Genomic DNA, 19915 nt, shown 5'->3' with positions numbered 1-19915 from the left:
GCAAATAGAATGAATGTTCGATCTATTGTTGCGACGCAGCATACACAGAGGCAGAAACAGAAAATAGTGTCTGATACTTCTCACCCATCCGGTATGGACAAACGCCGTGCAGCACGCATCGACCAGGTGCTGAATGCCGCAGCCGACTGCTTTGTCGAGTTTGGCTTTCACGGTGCCGGTATGGCAAAGATCGCCAAGCGCGCCAGCATGAGCGTTGGCCATATCTATCACTACTTCGAAAACAAGGAAGCGATCATCGCTGCGATTGTCGATCGTGAATCCGAGCTCGCGGCTGAACGTTTTGCCGAGTTTGAAGAAGTGCCGAGAGACGAACTTGTGCACGTGATGACCGAACGTGTCGACGAGATGGTCGACAGCAAGGCCGATGCTTTTCAGTCTGTTCTCAATCTTGAAATTCTCGCTGAAAGCCAGCGCAATCCGCAGATTGCCTGCATCATGCGCCAGCATGACGAAGAAGTGCGCGAGCTCTTCAGGTCCATGCTTAAGGACAAGCTGAACCTGCCGGATGCAGAAGCACGAACCGAGCTTCTTCTCTCCCTGTTCGGCGGCCTGGCCTCCCGCATCATCCGCCACCCCGAACTCGACCGCCACACCCTCATCCCGCTTATCAAGCAGGTCATGCACCTGGCTCTTGAACCGTGCGACAAGGACGACAAACGCAAAAGCGAGTGAACTTTATTCCATGATGAGCGCTATCCTCTGAGCAAACCGGTGCAAGGAGGAAAAGGCGCGTTATGGTTTCCCGCGATGACCCGCTTGAAAATGTGCTCGAACGGGCACTTGAGGAAACAGACGGCGAGGACATAACTTTCGGCGACATACTCGAGCTTTTCGGCGACCGCTCCTTCGGCCCTGTCGTCGCTTTGCTTGGCCTGATCGTCGTCCTGCCACCCATCGGAGCCATACCGGGCCTGCCTGCCATTGTGGGCATCCTGATCATCTTGTTCAGTGCGCAGATCATCCTTGGCGCTGACCATATCTGGGTTCCGCGCTTCATCGAAAAACGCTCCATCTCCAAGAAGCAGCTGAAAGCTGCAGAGAAACGCGCCAGGCCGTGGCTCAGGCGGTTTGACCGGCTTGTTTCGGAGCGCATAGACCTGCTGACCGGCAAGATCTCGATCTATTTTGCTGCGATCATTGTCACCCTGCTCGCCTTGACGATGATACCGCTGGAATTCGTACCATTCGCCGTCGCAATCCCCGGCGCCGCCATCACACTGTTTGGCCTGGCTTTCGTGGCGCGGGACGGGATACTCATGCTGTTTGGATATGCCGCCTCTGCAGCCACCATCTATGTCACGATAGCTTTCACACCCTGGTCACAGATTTCTGGCTTTTTCGGAGGATAGCCCCCAAGGGCGCCTGTTGTTATTCAGCCGCGCGCTGGAGCTTCATGCTATCTGCGAACATGGCCTCGACATCATCAACGACAGCCACAGCTTCTTCGACCAGGTCGATCTGCTCGGTCTCGAAGCGGCGCAACACATAACTTGATCCGGCGAGAAGCATACCAGCCACAAGACGCGGCTTGCCCGCCCCTTCAGGAGACATGCCGAAATCCTCGGCCAGGGAGAGACAGAGCAGGTCTTCATATTGCGCCCTGATTTTTGACATCTCACCCAGGATAGGCGGATTGGCATGACGCACTTGTGATATACCGGCGATAAGGTTCGCCGCCGTCGCTTGTCAGCCGTCCCAGAGAAAAGCGCAGCCAGTTGCGCCAGAACTCGAACGTATTCCCTGACCGGTCACGGTCGTTGATGCTCTCGCGGAACCGCTCCAGCCAGCTAGTATCACCGGAGCTTGCAAGCTCCTGCTTGTTGGCGAAATGGCGGTAGAGCGTCTGCACGTGGACACCAGCGGCTTCGGCAATCTCTTCGAGCGTAGTGTCGTCATACCCCTTGCGATAGAAGATTTCCTGGGCCGCGCCCACGATCTTCTTGCGCGTCTCGGCTTTCCGCTTTGTCCGCAACGGGTACTTTGTCGTCATTCGTGCCTCCCTTCCGGGACTTTCCTGATTTTGGACTGTCAGGTCAATCAATCCGCTACACAGCCCTGCCACGGGCCCGTGGCAGGGTCATTCAGCCAAGACAGATTCGCCCCGTCACCTGCCCGCTCATACGCATCAGCACCAAACCGGCCACGCCCGAGACCATAGGCCATGTATTCAGAAAATTAACGATATTATTAGTTACTTTAACTGTGCTGCACACATCATTTCGGAACAGATAGGCAGGCGAACAGTTTGTCTATTGAACACGAGATAGCAAACATGACCAATAGAGACACACAGCAAGATATCACCACACCGGAAAGCCGACAAGCCCGTCGTGCCTTCAGGAAGGCAATGTCTTCCGGCCTGAAAAGGACCTATGACCGTGTGACAACCTACTCGGTCCCGGACGATTTCATGGAGCTGCTTGAAACGGCTGACAAGCGGAAAAGCTCGCGCGCCTGAGCCCCTCTTTCAACAATAAACTTAGTTTACCTAAATAATATTTGTTTATACTTGAAAGGGCCGTCTTCGAAAATTTGCGATAATTTCAAGACGGCATCATTTTCCGGGTTGAAGTCCCTTCCTCTACGGATAGGCTCGCTTCATGGAAGACCTGACCTTCAAAGCCTCAGCGCTCGGTGCCAGAGACAACTGGAATGCCATTCAGGATGCCTCCCGGAACTTTCGCCGGGGGCTGCACCGCCACCCCGAACTTACCTGGCAGGAAGAGAATACGGCCGCGACGATCCGCGCCTCGCTTGATGCCCTGCATATCCCGTGGGAAGCATGTGCTGGCACAGGCACTGTGGCCCGTCTCGCTCAAGGCGCTCCGGGCAGGCATATTGGCCTGCGCGGAGACATGGATGCGCTACCGATCAATGAAGCGACAGGGCATGACTGGAGCTCCACGCGTGAGGGCTGCATGCATGCGTGTGGGCATGACGGTCATACGGCAACGCTGATGTCTGCCGCGGCGTGGCTCAAGGCCCATGAAGCCGATCTCCCCGGCCCGGTCACTTTGCTTTTCCAGCCTGCTGAAGAAGGCGGCCATGGCGCCAGGAAAATGATCGAAAATGGCGCACTTGAAAGAATTGAGGCGATTTTCGGTTGGCACAACTGGCCAGCCATTCCCTTTGGCAAGGCGGTCTGTCCCAATGGTGCCGTCATGGCCGGAAATGGCACGTTCCGCATTACGCTTCAGGGCTCAGGCGGCCATGCCAGCCAGCCTGAAAACACCCGCGACCCCGTGCTTGCTGCCTCTGCGGTTACCATGGCGCTACAGCAGATTATCTCACGGCGCATCACACCACAGAACGCCGCCGTCGTAAGCGTCACCTCGATCGAGGCGCCAAGCGGGATCACCGTTATTCCAGACAGCGCGCAACTTGCCGGCAGCATACGCATTGCTAACCCAGATGACCGCAAGCGGATTGATGACATGATCGAGGAAATCGCAACCCGCACAGCGCTTGCCTACGGCGTGGAGGCAGAGGTCGAAATCTTTCCGCGCTATGATGCCACCATAAACCATCCCGACGAAGCCGCCCGGATGCGCGAAGCAATGGCGGCCGACCTCGGCGAACACTGGCATTTCGATCAACTTCCCGTGCCCATCATGGCATCGGAAGATTTCTCATATTACCTCAAGGAAATACCCGGCGCCTTCGCCCTGATCGGTGCCGACGACGGCCTTGGACATCACGAGCCGTGTCATAGCCCGCGCTATGACTTCAATGACCGGCTCCTGCCTATCGTAACGCGCATCTATGCGCGTCTCGCAGGCGCGCCCCTGCCACAAGCATCCACCTTTCAGATGGACTGATTACGCCGCAACCGACCAAAGGAGAGTTTAGAGATGGAAGTATTCGACCGCTGGGAATCGGAAGTCCGTGGATACAGCCGCGCCTATCCGACCGTTTTCAAGTCCGCCTCGAACGCCCGTCAGGTCGACGAAGCCGGTAAGTCCTACATCGACTTTTTCGGTGGCGCTGGCGTGCTTAACTTCGGACACAACAATGCGAAGATGAAAGACGCCATCATCAAATTCCTGCAGGCCGATGGCATTCCTCACAGTCTCGATATGGCCACCACCACCAAGCGTGAATTCATGCAGGCTTTCATCGACACCATCCTGAAGCCACGCAACATGGACTACAGGATGCAGTTCACAGGCCCGACCGGCACGAATGCGGTCGAAGCGGCCCTGAAGCTCGCCCGCAAGGTGACTGGGCGCCGTCAGGTTATCGCCTTCACAAATGGCTTCCATGGCATGACGCTCGGCTCTCTGGCAGCCACGGCCAACGCCTATTACCGCAACGCTGCCGGCGTTGAGCTCAACAATGTCGAGCGCCTGCCCTTCGGACACCCGCTTGAGGGCATGGAAGAGACCTACAATGACAGCTCCTCTGGCTATGAAGAACCCGCCGCCATCCTGGTCGAACCAATTCAGGCTGAAGGCGGCGTCAATGTCGCCGACGAGAAATGGCTGAAAGAGATCCGCCAGTTCGCGCGTGATCGCGGGGCGCTCTTCATCATTGACGACATCCAGGCCGGGTGTGGACGCACAGGCTCGTATTTCAGCTTTGACGGCATGGACCTCGATCCCGACATCATCACCCTTGCCAAGGGGCTTGGCGGGTATGGCACCCCGATTGCCATGAACCTCAACAAACCCGAGCATGACAAGCACTGGTCGCCCAGTGAGCACACCGGCACTTTCCGCGGCCAGGGCATCTCCTTCGTCGCGGGCAAGGTCGCCATGGACTATTTCAAGGGCGATGACTTCATGAACGACGTCCGCCGCAAGGGCGAGGTCATGCATGAGCGCCTCAAGGCAATGACGCCGTCCGGCATGGAAATCCGTGGCCGCGGCATGCTCTGGGGCCTCGACACCCATGACCCTGCTGCCAACAAGAAGATTGTCCGCGAATGCTTCGACAACGGGCTTCTGCTTGGCGCCTGCGGCACGGACGGACGGGTCGGCAAGCTGATCCCGCCGCTCACCATCACGGATGCAGACCTCAAGGAAGGTCTCGATATTCTGGAGAAGGCCATTAAGACCGTGATGGAGCCGGCATGAGACAGCGCGATGACATGACGTTCCCGCACGAGGAATACGTGCGACGGATCGAGGGCCTGCGCGAACGCATGAAGGAGCGCAAGCTGGATGCCGTGGTGATCTCGGACCCCGAGAACATCATGTACCTGACCGACTATCAGACCACCGGCTATTCCTTCTTCCAGGCTCTCGTCGTGCCCATGGAGGGTGACTGCTTCATGGTCACGCGGAACATGGAGGAGTCTAACGTCCATGCCCGCACCTGGGTCGAGAAGACACGGCCCTATGCCGATAATGGCGACGCCATCCAGCGGCTCATCGAGGCGCTGCGCGAATTCGGCCTCTATAAGTGCACAGTCGGCTACGAGCGGAACTCCTACTTCTTGCCCGCCTACCAGCAGGACCGCATTCACTCCGCCTATACTGAAGGCCGTCTGCTGGACTGTTTCGGCATTGTCGAGGAAGGCCGGATGATCAAGTCCAAGGCCGAGATAGAGGTGATGAAGAAGGCCGCGAAAGCCACCGAGGCCGGAATGGCTGCCGGGATCGAGGCGGTGAAAGCCGGTGTCACCGAAAACGAGATCGGCGCCGCCATATCCGGGGCGATGTTCCGCGCTGGCGGCGAACCGCCTGCTGTCATGCCGTATGTCACGTCTGGCCCGCGCACCATGATCGGCCACGCCACATGGGAAGGCCGCACCGTACAGGACGGCGAGCACGTCTTCATGGAAGTCGGCGGCTGTTACCGCCGCTATCACACTGCAATGATGCGCACCGTCGTTCTCAAGGACCGGCTCACCCCTTCCATGGAAAGCGCCCAGCGCCAGATGCAGAAAGCCCTGCGGGAGCTGAAGAAATATATCCAGCCGGGCCTTACGGTATCGGATGCCGACAAGATCGTCCGCGACATCATCACGGACGGGCGACATGGCGGTGCGCTGATTACACGGTCTGGCTATTCTATCGGCATCGCTTTCCCGCCGAGCTGGGACGAGGGCTATATTCTCTCCCTGATGCAGGGGGACCCGCAGATCCTGAAGGAAGGCATGACCTTCCATATCATCCCATGGGTCTGGGGCGTCGATGGAGACAAGACGGTCGGCATCTCCGACACGATCTACGTCACCGAGGATGGCTGCGAGAGCTTCTTCTCTCTGGATGAGAAGTTCACGCTGAAATCCCGCCAGAAGACGGCAACTGCCCAAACATCCGGTGACACGCCAAAATCAAAATCCACTAACGGGCAGGCTGCCCGCAGCTGAGCGAAACACACTGGAGGCCCTGAAATGCTGACAGCCGTCAATCCGGCGACTGGTGAAACCGTGCGCGAAGTTGCGCAGGACACCGATGAAGGCGTCGAAACCAAACTCGCCGCGTCCCAGTCCGCCTATCATGACTGGAAGGGCAAAACGTTTGCCGAACGCGCTGAACTCCTGCGGGCCGTGGCGAAATACATGCGCGACAATGTCGAGACGCTGGCCCCGCTGATGACAGAGGAAATGGGCAAACCCATCAAGGAAGCCCGCGGCGAGGTGAACAAGGCCGCCTGGTGCGCCGAACACTATGCCGATCATGCAGAGGGGTACCTCACCCGGCAGGTCCTCGAGTCGGACGCAACCCTGTCCTATGTCCAGCACCTGCCGATCGGCCCGGTCCTTGGCATCCTTCCATGGAACGCGCCCTTCTGGCTGGCCTTCCGCTTCTGTGCCCCGGCACTGATGGCTGGCAACTCGGCCCTCCTCAAGCATGATCCACACGTCCCGGGTTGCGCGCTCGCCATTGAAAAATGCTTCCGCGACGTCGGCGCACCGGAAGGGCTTTTCCAGGCCCTGATGCTCGAGACGCCGCGCGTTGAAGCTGTCATGAGGGATAAGCGTGTGCGTGGCATCTCGTTCACTGGCTCTGCACGCGGTGGTGCCAAAGTCGCAGAGATTGCAGGCTCCGAGATAAAACCCGTCGTGCTGGAGCTTGGCGGGTCGGACCCGGCTATCGTGCTAGCCGATGCCGACCTTGAGACGGCAGCCGAAACCATCAAGACATCCCGTATCATCAATGCCGGCCAGTCCTGCATTGCAGCCAAGCGCATCATCGTGGAAGACAGCGTCTATGACCGGATGGCCGGGCTTATGACAGAAAAGCTCGGGGCGCTGAAAGTCGGCAATCCCGCGCTGGATGAAACCGATGTCGGCCCCCTCGCCCGGCAGGACCTGCGGGCCGAAGTCGCGCGGCAGGTGAAATCGACTATCTCGGAAGGTGGCAAGTGCCTGCTTGGCGGGGAGACACCGGAAGGAGACGGCTTCTTCTATCCCGTCACCCTGCTTGGTGACGTCAAACCCGGCATGACTGCTTTCGTCGAAGAAACGTTCGGCCCTGTTGGCGTCCTCATTCGGGCAAAGGATGAAGCCCACGCGCTCGAAATGGCAAACGATACCGAATACGGTCTGGCCGCTGCCGTCTGGACGAGCAGGGAGCGTGGTGAGGAGATGACATCCCGCATCGAAGCCGGGCAGGTCAGCGTCAATGGTATTGTCAAAACTGACCCGCGCCTGCCATCCGGTGGCATCAAGACATCCGGCCTTGGCCGCGAGCTCGGCCCGCATGGCATCATGGAATTCGTGAACGCCCAGCAAGTCTGGATTGGCCCTGTAAAGGACGGCTGAACCTGGTCCTTACAGCTCATCACCACGAACGGGAAAATTTGCGACAAGTTTGACGACTGCGTTTCAGCGCCGCTTTATGTCGTTGCGTTAGCCCTGTGAACTGAAGAGGCCGCGCCAGTTGCGGCCCGAACAGAATGTTCCGGGGCTCTAACCATGCTGTCATTACAGCGCATCAAGGGCATACTGCCTGCACTTCTACTAGGCTTTTTCATGCTGCCGGCTGCCCATGCGCAGCGCGATCTGTCTGGCAGTAGCGCCAACGGCGCCGCCGTATCCGCGCAATCAATGCGTCCGGTCGAGCGGGACCTCAATGTTGTCGTCCACCGCTCCACACCGGTGGAAATTTCGCGCCCCTTCAAGCGGATCGCCGTCTCACAGCCGGGTATCGCCGACGCTGCCCCGACATCGCCTGACCGCCTGTATGTACGTGGCCGCGCCATCGGTGCGACAAACATCCTCGTCTATGATGCCGCCGGACGTCTCGTCGAGGTCATTGACGTACGTGTCCAGCATGATCTTGGCGCCATACAGAGTGATGTTGCCGCCCTCTTCCCGGATGCGCGCCTCAACCTGCGCACCGTCGCCAACCGCCTGCATGTCCGTGGCGATGTGCCCGATGATGCGACAGCCGATGAGATCATGCAGATCGCATCAAGCTACGCCCCGGATGCCGTCATCAACGCCCTGAAAGTCAGCAGCCCGCAGCAGGTCATGCTGGAGGTACGCTTCGTTGAAGCCTCGCGTGAGGATGTGAAGGAGATCGGGCTTGGCAGCGAAGTCAGCCGTGCCGGTGATTTCATCTTTTCTACGGGCTCAAGCCTGCTTTCAGGCAACACGCCGAAGACGCTCGCTTCCATCCTGGGTGCCTCAGGCAGCGTAAACATCGATATTTTCCTGCAGGCGCTTGAGGAGAAGGGCATCATCCGCACCCTGGCTGAGCCTAACCTCGTGGCCCGCTCCGGCGAAACGGCAAGCTTCCTGGCCGGCGGGGAGTTCCCTGTGCCAGTGGCCGCCGACGAGGACAGGATAAGCATTGAGTTCCGCGAATTCGGTGTGAGCCTCGACTTCACCCCCACCATCCTCTCGGATTCCCGGATGAGCCTCGAAGTCAGCCCGGAAGTCAGCCAGCTTGACCCACGTAACTCCGTGCGCCTCTCGAATGTCGAAATCCCAGCGCTTAGCGTTCGCCGGGCCAACACGATTGTCGAGCTGGCCGATGGCGAGAGCTTCGCGATTGCCGGGCTGATACAGACCACCGTGGACAGCTCCAGCGTCCAGACCCCCTGGCTTGGCGATGTGCCCATTCTCGGTGCCCTTTTCCGTTCCAACCGTTTCCGCGAGAACGAAACCGAGCTGGTCATCATCATCACTCCCCGGCTGGTCGATCCAGCCCCGGCGGGCACGAAGCTTTCAGATCCACTCGCCAGTTACAGCGAGCCCTCCGAAGCCGAACGTCTGTTGATGGGTGAACTAGAAGATCCGTCCGCCATCCCGCTCGGCACGTCAGTGAGTGCCAATATCGAAGCCCAGACCCTGCGGCGCGATCTTGGCTATGTGCCAGATCCACCGGGAGGGGCTGAATGACGTCGCAGACGCTGGCCCATCGTCAGGCCCGCCCACGCCTGCATGTCTTTGCGCCGCAGTGGGGCGGAAACCTTTCTGAAGCCGCACAGGCGTGCGGAAGCCTGCCTGTTACGGTCCATGCAGGGGCGGATGAAGCCATCATGGCAGCACAGGCCGAGCCGGGAACGATTGCCGTTATCGAACAGGACCCCAGTTATGATCTGACTGAACTGCTCCTGCGTGTCTCCCGGGAAGCACCCGCCCTGCCCGGTATCGTGATCGGGCAGAATGTGCCGGTCCTGGCGGTCAAGCACATCATCTCAATGAGCCGCTGGGACATGCTCGATGCGCCTGTCAGCAAGGACGGGCTGGAGCAGGCCGTGGCCCATGTGTCCCGGCGCGAGGAAGCAGGCGGAGAAGATACGGGAAAATGCTGGACGGTGACAGGCTCGGTCGGTGGAGCCGGGGCAACCCTCATCGCCGTCGAAATCGCCTATCAGCTCAGCCAGCGCGAAGAAAACAACAGGGTCTGTCTTGTCGATCTCAATTTCTATGACGGTGCCTGCGCATCCTATCTGAACTGTCCGTCAAACCTGAACCAGTCAGCCCTGACCCAATCGGCAGACCGGATTGACGACGAACTTCTCCAGGCATTCATCACCCGCCACAAGAACGGTATCCACCTGCTTTCGGCCCCACGGTCCGAGCGCCTCTGGAATGCGATCAAGCCCGAAGCGATCCTGAAGGTTCTGGATATCGTCTGCACAAGCTATGACCATGTCCTGATCGACCTGCCCCGCTGGCCTGCCCCATGGACTGCCGCAGTGGTGACGGGCTCGGATGAGAACCTCGTGGTTAGCGAACTGACTGTTCCGGCACTTCATGCTGCACGCTACCGCGCCGAGGAAATCGAAGACCTTTCGGAAGGTACCGCCACGCCCCGCATCCTGCTGAACCGCATGACACGCAAGGTCTTCGGTAATGCTGTCACTGTCAGCCAGGCCGAGGAAGCTGTCGGGCGCCCGGTCTATGCCACCATCACCTCAGACTGGGAAGCCGCCCTCAGTGCCGTCAATTTCGGCCAGGCCGTCAGCCAGGCCAAGCCCGGCGCACGGCTCAGCCGCGACGTGACCAACCTGATCGAGACGCTGGAACGCGGCGATGAAGCGACCTCCCAGATCATCAAGGCAAGGAAAAGCGCGTAGATGGCCCGGTTCTCAATTCTCTCGAAAACTTCGTCGCCTGCCCGCGAGCAAGCCACGGACACACCCGCCGAAAAGCCCGTTTCAGGCGAGGACGACAAGCAAAGCGCCCCCCTCTTCTCGACGGACGAAGCAATCGCCGAACCGGAAGACGAACAGGATCTTTCAGCCCCGTCACTGGACCTTCTGGACGCCAAGCTCAGGGTCCACAACAAGCTGATTGACGAGCTCGACCTGTCGATGCTCGACAAGCTCGACGAGACGGAAATGCGCCGCCAGGTCCGCCGGTTGGTCACAGAGATCGTGCGGGAAGAACGCATCCCGATGAACCAGGCCGAAGTCGCCCAGTTCGCAGACTCGGTCTATGATGAGATGACCGGCCTCGGCCCGCTTGAGCCATTGCTTGCCGACCCCTCCATCTCAGACATTCTCATCAATGGGGCCGCCCAGGTCTATGTCGAACGCGGGGGGGAACTGGAACTCTCGGAAGCGCGGTTCCGCGATAATGCTCACCTGCGCCGCATTGTCGGACGGATCGTGTCTGCCGTCGGGCGCCGTGTCGACGAAAGCCAGCCGCTTGTCGATGCCCGCCTTCTCGATGGCTCACGCGTCAACGCCGCAATCGAGCCGGTTGCCATCGATGGGCCACTGGTCTCAATCCGGAAATTTTCGAAGAAGCCGCTGACACTCGAAAAACTGATCAGCTTCAAGGCGATGCCGGAAGAAGTTGCTGCGTTTCTTCACAATGCGGTCAAGTGCCGGGTCACGACCCTCATCTCGGGCGGTACGGGCTCGGGCAAGACGACACTACTCAACGCCCTGTCGGCCGCGATCAGCCACAAGGAACGCCTCATCACGATCGAGGACGCTGCCGAACTGCAGCTGCAACAGCCCCATGTCGCGCGCATGGAAACCCGCCCGCCCAATCTCGAGGGCAAGGGTGAAATCCGCCAGCGTGAACTCGTGAAAAACGCGCTTCGTATGCGTCCCGACCGGGTGATCCTCGGCGAGGTCCGCTCCGAAGAAGCCTTCGACATGCTGCAAGCCATGAACACCGGCCATGAAGGCTCTATGGCGACGATCCACGCCAACAATCCGCGCGAGGCGATCAGCCGCCTGGAGCAGATGGTGGCAATGGGCGGTCTTCGCATTTCCGGTGAGGCTGTTCGCGGCCAGATATCCTCGGCCATCGGCATCATCATTCAGGCACAGCGGCTGTCTGACGGGTCACGCCGTATCACGCACGTCACCGAAGTGACCGGCATGGAAGGCGATATCATCCAGATGCAGGACATTTTCACCTTCGACCGCCTGCGCACCGATGAGGATGGAACTGTTGTCGGTGAATTCCGGGCTTCGGGCCTGCGCCCCAAGTGTCTTGATGACATGCAGCGCCGCGGCGTGCATCTGCCGCTCGAATATTTTGACCCGTCCACCCCCCTGCTGAGCGTGCCGTAACACCGTCATGGGGATCGAAGCCGTCATCTACGTACTGTTCTTCGCCTGCGCCTTCACCGCGATGCAGGCTGCGCTCGGCTTCGGCAAGACAGCGGTTGCGCGCACGAAGATCAACCAGCGCCTCAAGGTCAAGGAAAACCAGGCATCGGTCTCCGATCTCATCGTCGAACTGCGCCGCCAGCGCGGGCTCGACCAGGACGGGAACCAGCGCGCCGGGCTTTCCTGGTTCAATGATCTCGTCACCCGTTCGGGGCTCAACTTCCGTCCCATGGCCTGGGGGGCTGTCGCCGCCGGGCTGGGTGTCGTCGTCTTTGCGGCCAGCTTCTACTTCCTGAAGAGCTGGCCCGTTTCCATCCCGGCCGCCCTGATAGCTGCAACCGTACTGCCCGTCCTTTTCCTGAAACAGCGCGCCGCCACGCGCGAGAAGCAACTCGGTGCCCAACTGCCCGATGCGCTTGAGATCATCGTCCGCAGCCTTGAAGCCGGCCACCCTGTGCCAACCGCCGTAGCTCTGGTGGGCCGCGAGATGCCGGACCCGATCGGATCCGAGTTCGGCCTCGCAGGAGATGAGATTGCCTATGGTTCAAGCCTTGAAGAGGCTGTTCGCAAACTTGCCGCCCGCACCCGGCAACCGGATGTGGAGCTGTTCGCAGCCACCGTACGCCTTCAGGCCAAGACCGGTGGCAATCTCGCCAGCCTTCTGAAGGTCAACGCCGCCACGGTCCGCGCCCGCCAGAAAATGCGCCTCAAGGTGCAGGCCGCTTCATCGGAGGGCCGCATGTCGGCGCTGATCCTGACGTCTGCCCCCTTTCTCGTCATGGGCGCAATGCATGTCCTGACACCGCACTTCTACGGAGAAGTCATCGGAGAACGGCTGGTACAGTATGGCCTCGCAGGCTGCGTGGTGTGGATTGCGATTGGCAATCTCGTCATGCGCAAGATGATTAATTTCAAGGTCTGACGGGGAGCTGGAAACGATGATGGAAACACCTGCTCAGAGCCCCACACTTGTGGCGATCTTCCTTATCGTGATTGTCGCAGGTGCATTCGTGCTCGCTGGCCTGACTTTCCGGACCATGCGCCAGAAGCGCCAGGTCAACGCGCGGCTACAGCCCGAAGGCAAGCCCCAAAAGCGGGAAGCCTATCCCGCCAGATCAAGAGCTTCCGTTGTCGAGGCCCTGGGCCGGCGCTTTACCGATCCGGATTCACAGGAACTGACCAAGCTACGTTTCCGGCTGATGAAAGCGGGCTACTATTCCCGTTCCGCACCATACATCTTTATCGGCCTGCGCTTTGTCGCACTGATCGTACCACAGCTCCTGCTACTCTCCCTGTGGCCACTGATTGACCAGCACATGCCGCAAAACGGTCTGCTCCTCTCATCAGCCGCACTGGGCATCATCAGCTTTGTCGCTCCCTCCTTCCTACTCGACAAGAAAGTTGCCAAGCGGGAAGAAGAGTACCGTAACGGTTTCCCCGACATGATGGACCTGATGGTTGCCTGTGTCGAAGCCGGCCTCAGCCTGGACGGAGCGGTCCAGCGCGTCTCCGAAGAACTCAGCCAGCGTTATCCGCACCTGTCAGACCATCTGAAGATCATGAACCTCGAAACCCGAGCCGGCCGGGCCCGGGTGGAAGCCTGGAAGAACTTCGCAGACCGTCTCGGACTGGACGAAGCCCGCGCCCTGGCCACCATGCTGCGCCAGTCGGAAGAACTCGGCACGAGCGTTGGCGAAACTTTGCGTGTCTTTGCTGCCGACATGCGGGAGAAGCGCATGCTTTATGCCGAAGAGAAGGCGCTCGCCCTGCCCGCCAAGCTGGTGGTGCCCCTGATCCTGTTTGTCTTCCCGGCCCTGCTTGTCATCCTGATGATGCCGGCCGTTGTGCGAATGGTCGATGTCTTCGCCCAGACCTGAAGGCAGTTTGAGAACGCCCCCGCTCACATAATCAAGACGGCTTCATTCAAGCCTTGCTCAAGAGCGCACCTCCGTTATGGCCGCCTGGCCTGAAGACGCTCAGACGAAAGTCTTCTATTGGAGCAACAATGCCCTAGAGCCGCGCCGCCCCGCCAATGCAGTCGGCGCGGGGAGACTCACGTCGCTTTTAACCTGGAACTTGGCGAAAAGAGAAAGCCTTGAGGCGCCTGGTCTTTAGTGGCTCACGGGCACCGTGTGCTCGTTGACCTGCTCCCCCAGGATCACCTCAATGGTAGAGGAGTCCGGCTCGCGTGGGGTTGCGGGTTGTGGGCGAACAGCCGCGACCTGCCGGGGTTCGGGTTTTTCTTCACGCAGGCGTACCGCCTCTGCCTGCTGGTAGGCTTCATCCGCACTACCGCGCAGCGCAAGAGAGAGCGTTCCGCTCTGCGAGGCAACTGATAGCCTCTGGGCTTCATCCAGCGCCACAGCAAGGGTCGCGGTCTCGAAGGTACGGGTTTCCTCGCCGGTCATGTCGTCATTGAGGTCAACGCCCAGCACTTCGACATTCTGCAACAGCACGTTCGAGACAAGGGAGAGACCGGTCGACTGCGGTGTGGCGTCCTCTGTGAAGATTACGTCCACCCTGTCACCCGGCAGCACGAAACCGCCAACGCCTGAAACATCCGTTGTCCGGATGGTAAAGGCGCGATAGCCCGGCTGTATCTTGGCAGACAGCGATGCACGCATTCCCGGTGCCAGCAGCATTGGCTCGGAAAGGACGTCCCCGGCCGAAATGTTGATGAGAGTGCGCCGGTCCTCGCCGCTTGCTTCCAGCGCCTCTACCGATCCGAAAGCCCCGCGCGGAACCGCATCCACGATACGCTCCTCGACGTTAAACCAGGCCGGGCTCAGATTTGTACCGCGCGGAATATCGCGTGTCGCAACAAGCACAGGCGCTTTCTGAACCTCCACAGGGGCTGGTTGCTGGTCGCTCTCATCAGGCGAGGCGTTCAGCCAGAGATGCGTACCGAGCAGGGCAGCCGCCCCAAAGACGATGGAGAGGACGAGGGTGACAAGCGGAGACAGTGGCATGACGCATTCCCATTTTCATAAGTCTGCGAAATCTAATGGCTGCGGCCTTAAACCTCCTGCAAATGCGAGTGTTTAATTCGTCGCGATGGCTTAACCATAAGGGTCAGCGAAAGCTGCGGCATCAGGACTCGCGCCCCCCCACATAGCCGAGTGTCGTCGCCCGGTGGATTGCCTGCGCCTTGCCCGTCACATCGAGCTTGCGGGCCGCGTTCGTGATATGGAAACGCACTGTCGGAACGGAGATATTGATGATCGTCGCGACTTCGGAATCCGTCTTTCCCGCTGCAGCCCATTTCAGGCACTGGATCTCGCGGCGCGTCAGATGGACGGCCGGACCTTTCGGGCCAATCGCGCGGGCATCATGATAGGTCGCAATGAATTTCAGGGCGAGTGCGTGAAGACGCTCGGCGCGCGCCTTGAAAACCGGTGAGACTTCGACTTCCCTGTCAGACGCCCAGACCACCGCTCCGATCGTCCCGCCCGGCAAGTGAACCGGTGAAACGATCGCCGCCTTGACCCGGGCAAGCGCATACTGTTCCGGCGCATTGCCTGCTTCCAGGGCATCATTCGGACGCCAGCTGCCAAGCCGGCCATGTTCGAAGTAAAAAGGTTCGGCGCAGGTGCGTGTCGCATGAACAAGGGCCGATCGCAGCGCGAAGGAGCGGTCTTCCCAGTATTTCAGCTCAGGGTCGATCCAGCGGAAAACCGTCTCCGCGAAAGGCCGCCCGTCAGCGTCCATCATCGGCATGGGACTGGCAATGTCCGGGCTGACGGCAATATAAGGCAGACCAATCGTTTCGCCGGTGTCGGAAACGTCACGCGCGAGCGTGGAGAGTTGTGTCTCTAATGAGAGGCTGGCATCAATCTGTGGCATGTCGGGCAGAAGCGTAAACACCTATTACAACTGGCAGCTTGTTCCTTCACGGCAGACCTTGCAACCTTGCCCCAAAGGCAGACAAGCTGCGAAAATCCGGCACGGGAGCTATTATCCATGAAACTGGCGCTTGAACCACACCATGAGGCGTTTCGCGACGAAGTCCGCACCTTTCTGCAGGAAAAACTGCCGCCTGAACTGGCGCAAGCCGGAAAGCTGACAACAAGTTCCTTCAGTGAACCGCAACACAATCTTCCCTGGCTGAAAATCCTCAATGAAAAGGGCTGGGCCGCGCCGCACTGGCCTGAAGAGTATGGCGGCCCAGGCTGGGACGAGATGCAGAAATACATCTTCTCTTCAGAATGCGCCAAGGCCGGCACACCCCCACTCTCGCCGATGGGTCTGCAAATGGTCGGCCCCTGTATCATGGGCTATGGCACCGAAGAACAGAAGGCTTACTACCTGCCCCGCATCCTCGCCGGTGAAGATTACTGGTGCCAGGGCTATTCCGAACCCGGCTCCGGCTCCGATCTTGCCAGCCTCCAGATGCGGGCTGTCTCCGACGGGGATGACTATATCCTCAATGGCTCGAAGATCTGGACCACGCAGGCCCATCACGCCAACAAGATGTTCTGCCTTGTGCGCACCTCCACAGAAGGCAAGCCACAGCAGGGCATCACCTTCCTGCTTCTCGACATGGATACGCCCGGCATCCGCGTAGAGCCGATCATAACCCTGGCGGGCGAGCATGAGGTCAACCAGGTCTTCTTTGATGATGTCCGCGTTCCGAAATCCGGCCGCCTCGGCGAGGAGAATGACGGCTGGACCGTCGCAAAGTACCTGCTGGAATTCGAACGCGGCGGTGGCTCATCGGCAGGGCTGGAAGCCGCTCTGGAACGTGTACGCGCCATGTCCCATGCCGAACCGGCAGACGGTGGCGGACGCCTCGCCGACGACCCCGCCTTCGCCCGGCGGTTCGCAGACACGAAAATCAATCTCGAGTCCATCGTGATAACAGAGAAGCGCGTCGCCGCGGCAATGGCCAAGGGGGGCAATCCCGGCCCCGCCTCTTCCATGCTGAAGACGGCCCGTACCGAAGCCATGCAGAAGATCGATGAACTCGCCATCGAGGCAGCCGGCCTTTATGGCAATGTCGAGCAGATGGCCGCGCGTCAGCCTGGCTCCAACGTCGACCCTATCGGGCCGGACCATAGCCTCACCGCCATGCCACGCTATCTCAACAACCGGGCGGCCTCCATCTATGGCGGCTCAAACGAAGTCCAGCGCAATGTCATGGCGAAACTGCTATTGGGGCTCTGAATCCGCAATGGTGACGGGCGACCTGTCATTTCCGATAGCTTGTCGTTAGGCCCGGTTTTCGAAACCCTCCCCGCATAAATCGGCATCCCCTGAAACAAGGATGCTATCCAAGGGAGGACAATATGATTTCCAGAGCCACATTCCGCCACAGCCTTGTCACGGGCGCCTCGCTCATGGCCCTTGCCGGGCTTGCCCCGGCTGTCGCTCAAGAGGCGGAGAGCGCAACGACAACAGCCGCTGAAACGCAGCCGGCTGAAGCCGATGGCAATATGCGCCTGCGCTCCATCCAGGTCACCGCACAGCGCCGCGAAGAGTCGATCAATAATGTCGGCATGAATATCCAGGCCTTCGACGAGGAATCGCTCGACAATCTGCGCGTCAACAGCGTCGACGACCTGCAGTCCGTGGTGCCGAGCTTTACTGTCTCGCAATCCTATCAGGGCGTGCCGACCTACACGTTGCGCGGCATTGGCTTCAACACGATCAACCTGTCGTCTACCTCAACGGTCGGCACCTATGTCGACGAGGTCGCCTATCCCTATCCGATCATGAATTCCGGTCCCGTCTTCGACGTGGAACGGGTTGAGGTCCTGAAAGGCCCGCAAGGTACCCTGTTCGGGCGCAACACGACAGCCGGGCTCCTCAACGTCGTGACAAACAAGCCAACAGACGAATTTGAAGGTTTCGCCGCAATCGACGTCGGCAACTACGAAACCATCAACTATGAAGGCATGCTCAACGTGCCGATTGGCGACGCTGTTCAGGCCCGTGTCGCGGCCCGGTATGAAACCAGCGGTGAGGGCTGGCAGAAGTCCGTCTCGCGTGGGGAAGACCGCGGCAAGGTCGACAAGCTCGGCTATCGCGGTGCGCTTGCGTTCCAGCCGACCAGCGATCTCAATATCGACTTCTCCATCAATGGCTGGATCAACAAGTCCGACACGATTGGCGGTCAGGGCTTTGCCTTCACTCCCGCGACCGACCCGGCGAATGGCAATACATTCAACGAACCAGGGCTGGCCGACTTCCTGGCCAACAACCAGCCGCAAAGCGCCGAGGATGCAGACTGGGCACCGCGCGCAGACCGTGAGACGGATATCGGTGTGGGCAAGGGCGTTGATGGTCCACTCGAGGAAGATTCCTCTTTCGTGGGTTACAAGCTCGCCGTCGATTACCAGTTCAACGACGATATGCGGATTGTCTCGCTGACCGGCTATAACGATCTTCAGCGCGAAGCCAATCTCGACTGGTCGGGCGTGCCCTACCAGATCCTGATCCAGGACATTGACGGCGAGATCACGTCTTTCAGCCACGAAATCCGCCTCGAAGGCTCGACAGACAAGGTCGACTGGCTGGTTGGCGGCTATTACGGCAAGGACGAGATCACGGATTCCAACCGCACGCTGCTGCGTGACAACTCGAACAGTAACCAGGTCAGCACAGTAGCCGCCGGTCTCGCCGCCGCCCCGGTGCCCACAGTTGCAGCCCTGCTTGGCGTGGATCCCTCGATGCTGCCACCTGAACAGGTCGCCCAGATCAATGCGCTGGTCGCTGGCGTGAATGTCGATCCGGAGACCGGTCAGCCCTACTCGATCCCCGAAATTCTCAACTCGTTCCAGACCTACCGGGATATTGGCCAGTTCGAGACCGAAACCGCCAGTATTTTCGCAAATGCCAACTGGCAGCTGACGGATGAATTCGAGCTAATTACCGGTATCCGCTATACTGAAGACAAGCAGGACTATGTCGGCTGCTCGCGTGATGTGAACGGCTCCATGCAGCCCAACATCAATATTTTCAACCGGATCTTCTACACGCTGACCTATGGGGTCACCCCACCGGCCGCGCTGGAGGAAAACGGGTGTAACACCTACAGCGAAACGCAAAACGCCTTTGGCCCGGTGACCTCCGATTTGACCGAAGACAACATCTCCTGGCGCGTGGTGGGTAACTACACGCCAACTGATGATCTGCTGCTGTTCGCCTCGGTATCACGCGGCTTCAAGTCAGCCTCCACCCCGGTCAATGCAGCCTCGAAGGCCGAGCAGAATGCACCTGCCACGCAGGAGAAGCTGACCGCTTATGAGGTCGGTGTGAAAGCCGGGCTTCTTGAACAAACGCTACAAGCCAATGCGTCGCTGTTCTATTACGACTATACCGACAAACAGGTCTCATCCTTCTTCCCGGACGACATCTACACCGCGCTATCACGTCTTCAGAATGCGCCTGAGGGTGAGGCTTACGGGCTTGATGCGGAAGTCACCTGGCTTCTGACCGACTATCTGACGGCTGTTGGGGGGCTCACCCTGCTCCATACCGAGTATGGCGACTTCCCGACGACCGATTTCGCCGGCCAGCCGACCAACAACCAGGGTGACCCGTTCCTCTACAGCCCGGAACGCACGATGAGCCTCAGCCTGATCTATGATGACACGCTGACCGACCGGCTCGGCCTGCGCGCGGCACTCTCGGCCCGCTGGCAGAGCGACTCGACAGCAGGCGATCCCGACAACCCGTTCTACGACATACCATCCTATGGCGTCGTGAATGGCTCTATCGGTGTCTACAGCCTCGACGAGAACTGGGAAGTCGGCATCTGGGGCAAGAACCTGCTGGATGAATATTACTGGCAGCAGATTACGTCGAATGCGAACGTCATCCTGCGTTTTGCCGGCCAGCCACGGACCTATGGAGCGTCGCTCACGTACCGCTTCTAGGTTCTTCGCGTAGACCCGTTTCCTCCCGGGATGCGCATAAC

General features: G+C 59.5%; 18 protein-coding genes. 14 read left to right on the top strand and 4 right to left on the bottom strand.

Translation table 11 applies throughout. The features are described from left to right. Window positions 1-66 precede the first annotated feature (66 nt). Together Q1K31_RS10490 and Q1K31_RS10485 are read left to right on the top strand one after the other, a co-directional pair. Entirely contained in the window at window positions 67-693 is a 627-nt protein-coding gene (locus tag Q1K31_RS10490) for a TetR/AcrR family transcriptional regulator (protein ID WP_300379205.1), read from the top strand. Between the two features lie 62 nt (window positions 694-755). Continuing rightward, on the top strand, window positions 756-1370 hold the full coding sequence (locus Q1K31_RS10485; RefSeq protein WP_300379204.1) for an exopolysaccharide biosynthesis protein: 615 nt from the start codon (window positions 756-758) through the stop codon (window positions 1368-1370). A 19-nt stretch (window positions 1371-1389) separates the two neighbouring features. On the opposite strand, the gene Q1K31_RS10480 is transcribed toward Q1K31_RS10485, so the two are convergent. Both Q1K31_RS10480 and Q1K31_RS10475 read right to left on the bottom strand, forming a co-directional pair. Continuing rightward, complete coding sequence (locus Q1K31_RS10480) at window positions 1390-1635, bottom strand: hypothetical protein (RefSeq protein WP_300379203.1); 246 nt, start codon at window positions 1633-1635, stop codon at window positions 1390-1392. A gap of 1 nt (window position 1636) precedes the next feature. After that, window positions 1637-2011: a TetR/AcrR family transcriptional regulator gene (locus Q1K31_RS10475; RefSeq protein WP_300379202.1), complete on the bottom strand. Its 375-nt coding sequence runs from the start codon at window positions 2009-2011 to the stop codon at window positions 1637-1639. 282 nt (window positions 2012-2293) lie between these two features. On the opposite strand from Q1K31_RS10475, the gene Q1K31_RS10470 reads away from it, so the two are divergent. The 10 genes from Q1K31_RS10470 to Q1K31_RS10425 all read left to right on the top strand — a co-directional run bounded on the left by Q1K31_RS10470 (window position 2294) and on the right by Q1K31_RS10425 (window position 13874). Beyond that, the gene (locus Q1K31_RS10470) at window positions 2294-2479 is read left to right on the top strand and encodes a NepR family anti-sigma factor (protein ID WP_300379201.1); all 186 of its coding nucleotides are present in this window, start codon (window positions 2294-2296) and stop codon (window positions 2477-2479) included. A gap of 142 nt (window positions 2480-2621) precedes the next feature. Beyond that, on the top strand, window positions 2622-3839 hold the full coding sequence (doeB2, locus tag Q1K31_RS10465) for a N(2)-acetyl-L-2,4-diaminobutanoate deacetylase DoeB2 (RefSeq protein WP_300379200.1): 1218 nt from the start codon (window positions 2622-2624) through the stop codon (window positions 3837-3839). A 33-nt stretch (window positions 3840-3872) separates the two neighbouring features. After that, entirely contained in the window at window positions 3873-5096 is a 1224-nt protein-coding gene (locus tag Q1K31_RS10460; protein ID WP_300379199.1) for an aspartate aminotransferase family protein, read from the top strand. Next, window positions 5093-6337 (top strand): ectoine hydrolase, encoded by a 1245-nt coding sequence (gene doeA / locus Q1K31_RS10455; RefSeq protein ID WP_300379198.1) that lies wholly within the window; start codon window positions 5093-5095, stop codon window positions 6335-6337. Before Q1K31_RS10460 ends, doeA begins: the two co-directional genes overlap by 4 nt. 24 nt (window positions 6338-6361) lie before the next feature. Further along, a complete protein-coding gene (locus tag Q1K31_RS10450; protein WP_300379197.1) occupies window positions 6362-7735 on the top strand; it encodes an NAD-dependent succinate-semialdehyde dehydrogenase in 1374 nt (457 codons plus the stop codon). A 153-nt stretch (window positions 7736-7888) separates the two neighbouring features. Beyond that, window positions 7889-9319, top strand: a complete 1431-nt coding sequence (locus Q1K31_RS10445; protein WP_300379196.1) for a type II and III secretion system protein family protein — start codon at window positions 7889-7891, stop codon at window positions 9317-9319. Then, complete coding sequence (locus Q1K31_RS10440; protein ID WP_300379195.1) at window positions 9316-10503, top strand: hypothetical protein; 1188 nt, start codon at window positions 9316-9318, stop codon at window positions 10501-10503. The genes Q1K31_RS10445 and Q1K31_RS10440 overlap by 4 nt, the downstream gene beginning before the upstream one ends. Continuing rightward, complete coding sequence (locus Q1K31_RS10435; protein WP_300379194.1) at window positions 10504-11958, top strand: CpaF family protein; 1455 nt, start codon at window positions 10504-10506, stop codon at window positions 11956-11958. Between the two features lie 7 nt (window positions 11959-11965). Further along, a complete protein-coding gene (locus Q1K31_RS10430) occupies window positions 11966-12919 on the top strand; it encodes a type II secretion system F family protein (RefSeq protein ID WP_300379193.1) in 954 nt (317 codons plus the stop codon). Window positions 12920-12935: 16 nt separating this feature from the next. Next, entirely contained in the window at window positions 12936-13874 is a 939-nt protein-coding gene (locus tag Q1K31_RS10425) for a type II secretion system F family protein (protein ID WP_300379192.1), read from the top strand. 234 nt (window positions 13875-14108) lie between these two features. On the opposite strand, the gene cpaB is transcribed toward Q1K31_RS10425, so the two are convergent. Together cpaB and Q1K31_RS10415 are read right to left on the bottom strand one after the other, a co-directional pair. After that, window positions 14109-14966, bottom strand: coding sequence for a Flp pilus assembly protein CpaB (gene cpaB, locus Q1K31_RS10420; RefSeq protein WP_300379191.1), 858 nt, complete (start codon window positions 14964-14966; stop codon window positions 14109-14111). A gap of 121 nt (window positions 14967-15087) precedes the next feature. After that, window positions 15088-15861, bottom strand: a complete 774-nt coding sequence (locus Q1K31_RS10415) for a LuxR C-terminal-related transcriptional regulator (RefSeq protein ID WP_300379190.1) — start codon at window positions 15859-15861, stop codon at window positions 15088-15090. Window positions 15862-15957: 96 nt separating this feature from the next. Between Q1K31_RS10415 and Q1K31_RS10410 the strand changes: the two genes are divergently transcribed. After that, a complete protein-coding gene (locus Q1K31_RS10410) occupies window positions 15958-17160 on the top strand; it encodes an acyl-CoA dehydrogenase family protein (RefSeq protein ID WP_300379189.1) in 1203 nt (400 codons plus the stop codon). Between the two features lie 122 nt (window positions 17161-17282). Further along, complete coding sequence (locus Q1K31_RS10405) at window positions 17283-19874, top strand: TonB-dependent receptor (protein WP_300379188.1); 2592 nt, start codon at window positions 17283-17285, stop codon at window positions 19872-19874. Window positions 19875-19915: the final 41 nt, after the last annotated feature.

It is taken from the genome of Henriciella sp., assembly GCF_029936995.1.
Lineage (GTDB): Bacteria > Pseudomonadota > Alphaproteobacteria > Caulobacterales > Hyphomonadaceae > Henriciella.
The sequence above is the reverse complement of the archived record's forward strand: the minus strand, read 5'-3'. Positions and strand labels throughout refer to the sequence as shown.

What these genes read in the sequence shown, in the direction of transcription:
- Q1K31_RS10485 (WP_300379204.1), top strand. Translation starts at nt 756, where the DNA reads ATGGTTTCCCGCGATGACCCGCTTGAAAATGTGCTCGAACGGGCACTT.
- Q1K31_RS10480 (WP_300379203.1), bottom strand. Translation starts at nt 1,635, where the DNA reads ATGTCAAAAATCAGGGCGCAATATGAAGACCTGCTCTGTCTCTCCCTG.
- Q1K31_RS10475 (WP_300379202.1), bottom strand. Translation starts at nt 2,011, where the DNA reads ATGACGACAAAGTACCCGTTGCGGACAAAGCGGAAAGCCGAGACGCGC.
- Q1K31_RS10470 (WP_300379201.1), top strand. Translation starts at nt 2,294, where the DNA reads ATGACCAATAGAGACACACAGCAAGATATCACCACACCGGAAAGCCGA.
- doeB2 (WP_300379200.1), top strand. Translation starts at nt 2,622, where the DNA reads ATGGAAGACCTGACCTTCAAAGCCTCAGCGCTCGGTGCCAGAGACAAC.
- Q1K31_RS10460 (WP_300379199.1), top strand. Translation starts at nt 3,873, where the DNA reads ATGGAAGTATTCGACCGCTGGGAATCGGAAGTCCGTGGATACAGCCGC.
- doeA (WP_300379198.1), top strand. Translation starts at nt 5,093, where the DNA reads ATGAGACAGCGCGATGACATGACGTTCCCGCACGAGGAATACGTGCGA.
- Q1K31_RS10450 (WP_300379197.1), top strand. Translation starts at nt 6,362, where the DNA reads ATGCTGACAGCCGTCAATCCGGCGACTGGTGAAACCGTGCGCGAAGTT.
- Q1K31_RS10445 (WP_300379196.1), top strand. Translation starts at nt 7,889, where the DNA reads ATGCTGTCATTACAGCGCATCAAGGGCATACTGCCTGCACTTCTACTA.
- Q1K31_RS10440 (WP_300379195.1), top strand. Translation starts at nt 9,316, where the DNA reads ATGACGTCGCAGACGCTGGCCCATCGTCAGGCCCGCCCACGCCTGCAT.
- Q1K31_RS10435 (WP_300379194.1), top strand. Translation starts at nt 10,504, where the DNA reads ATGGCCCGGTTCTCAATTCTCTCGAAAACTTCGTCGCCTGCCCGCGAG.
- Q1K31_RS10430 (WP_300379193.1), top strand. Translation starts at nt 11,966, where the DNA reads ATGGGGATCGAAGCCGTCATCTACGTACTGTTCTTCGCCTGCGCCTTC.
- Q1K31_RS10425 (WP_300379192.1), top strand. Translation starts at nt 12,936, where the DNA reads ATGATGGAAACACCTGCTCAGAGCCCCACACTTGTGGCGATCTTCCTT.
- cpaB (WP_300379191.1), bottom strand. Translation starts at nt 14,966, where the DNA reads ATGCCACTGTCTCCGCTTGTCACCCTCGTCCTCTCCATCGTCTTTGGG.
- Q1K31_RS10410 (WP_300379189.1), top strand. Translation starts at nt 15,958, where the DNA reads ATGAAACTGGCGCTTGAACCACACCATGAGGCGTTTCGCGACGAAGTC.
- Q1K31_RS10405 (WP_300379188.1), top strand. Translation starts at nt 17,283, where the DNA reads ATGATTTCCAGAGCCACATTCCGCCACAGCCTTGTCACGGGCGCCTCG.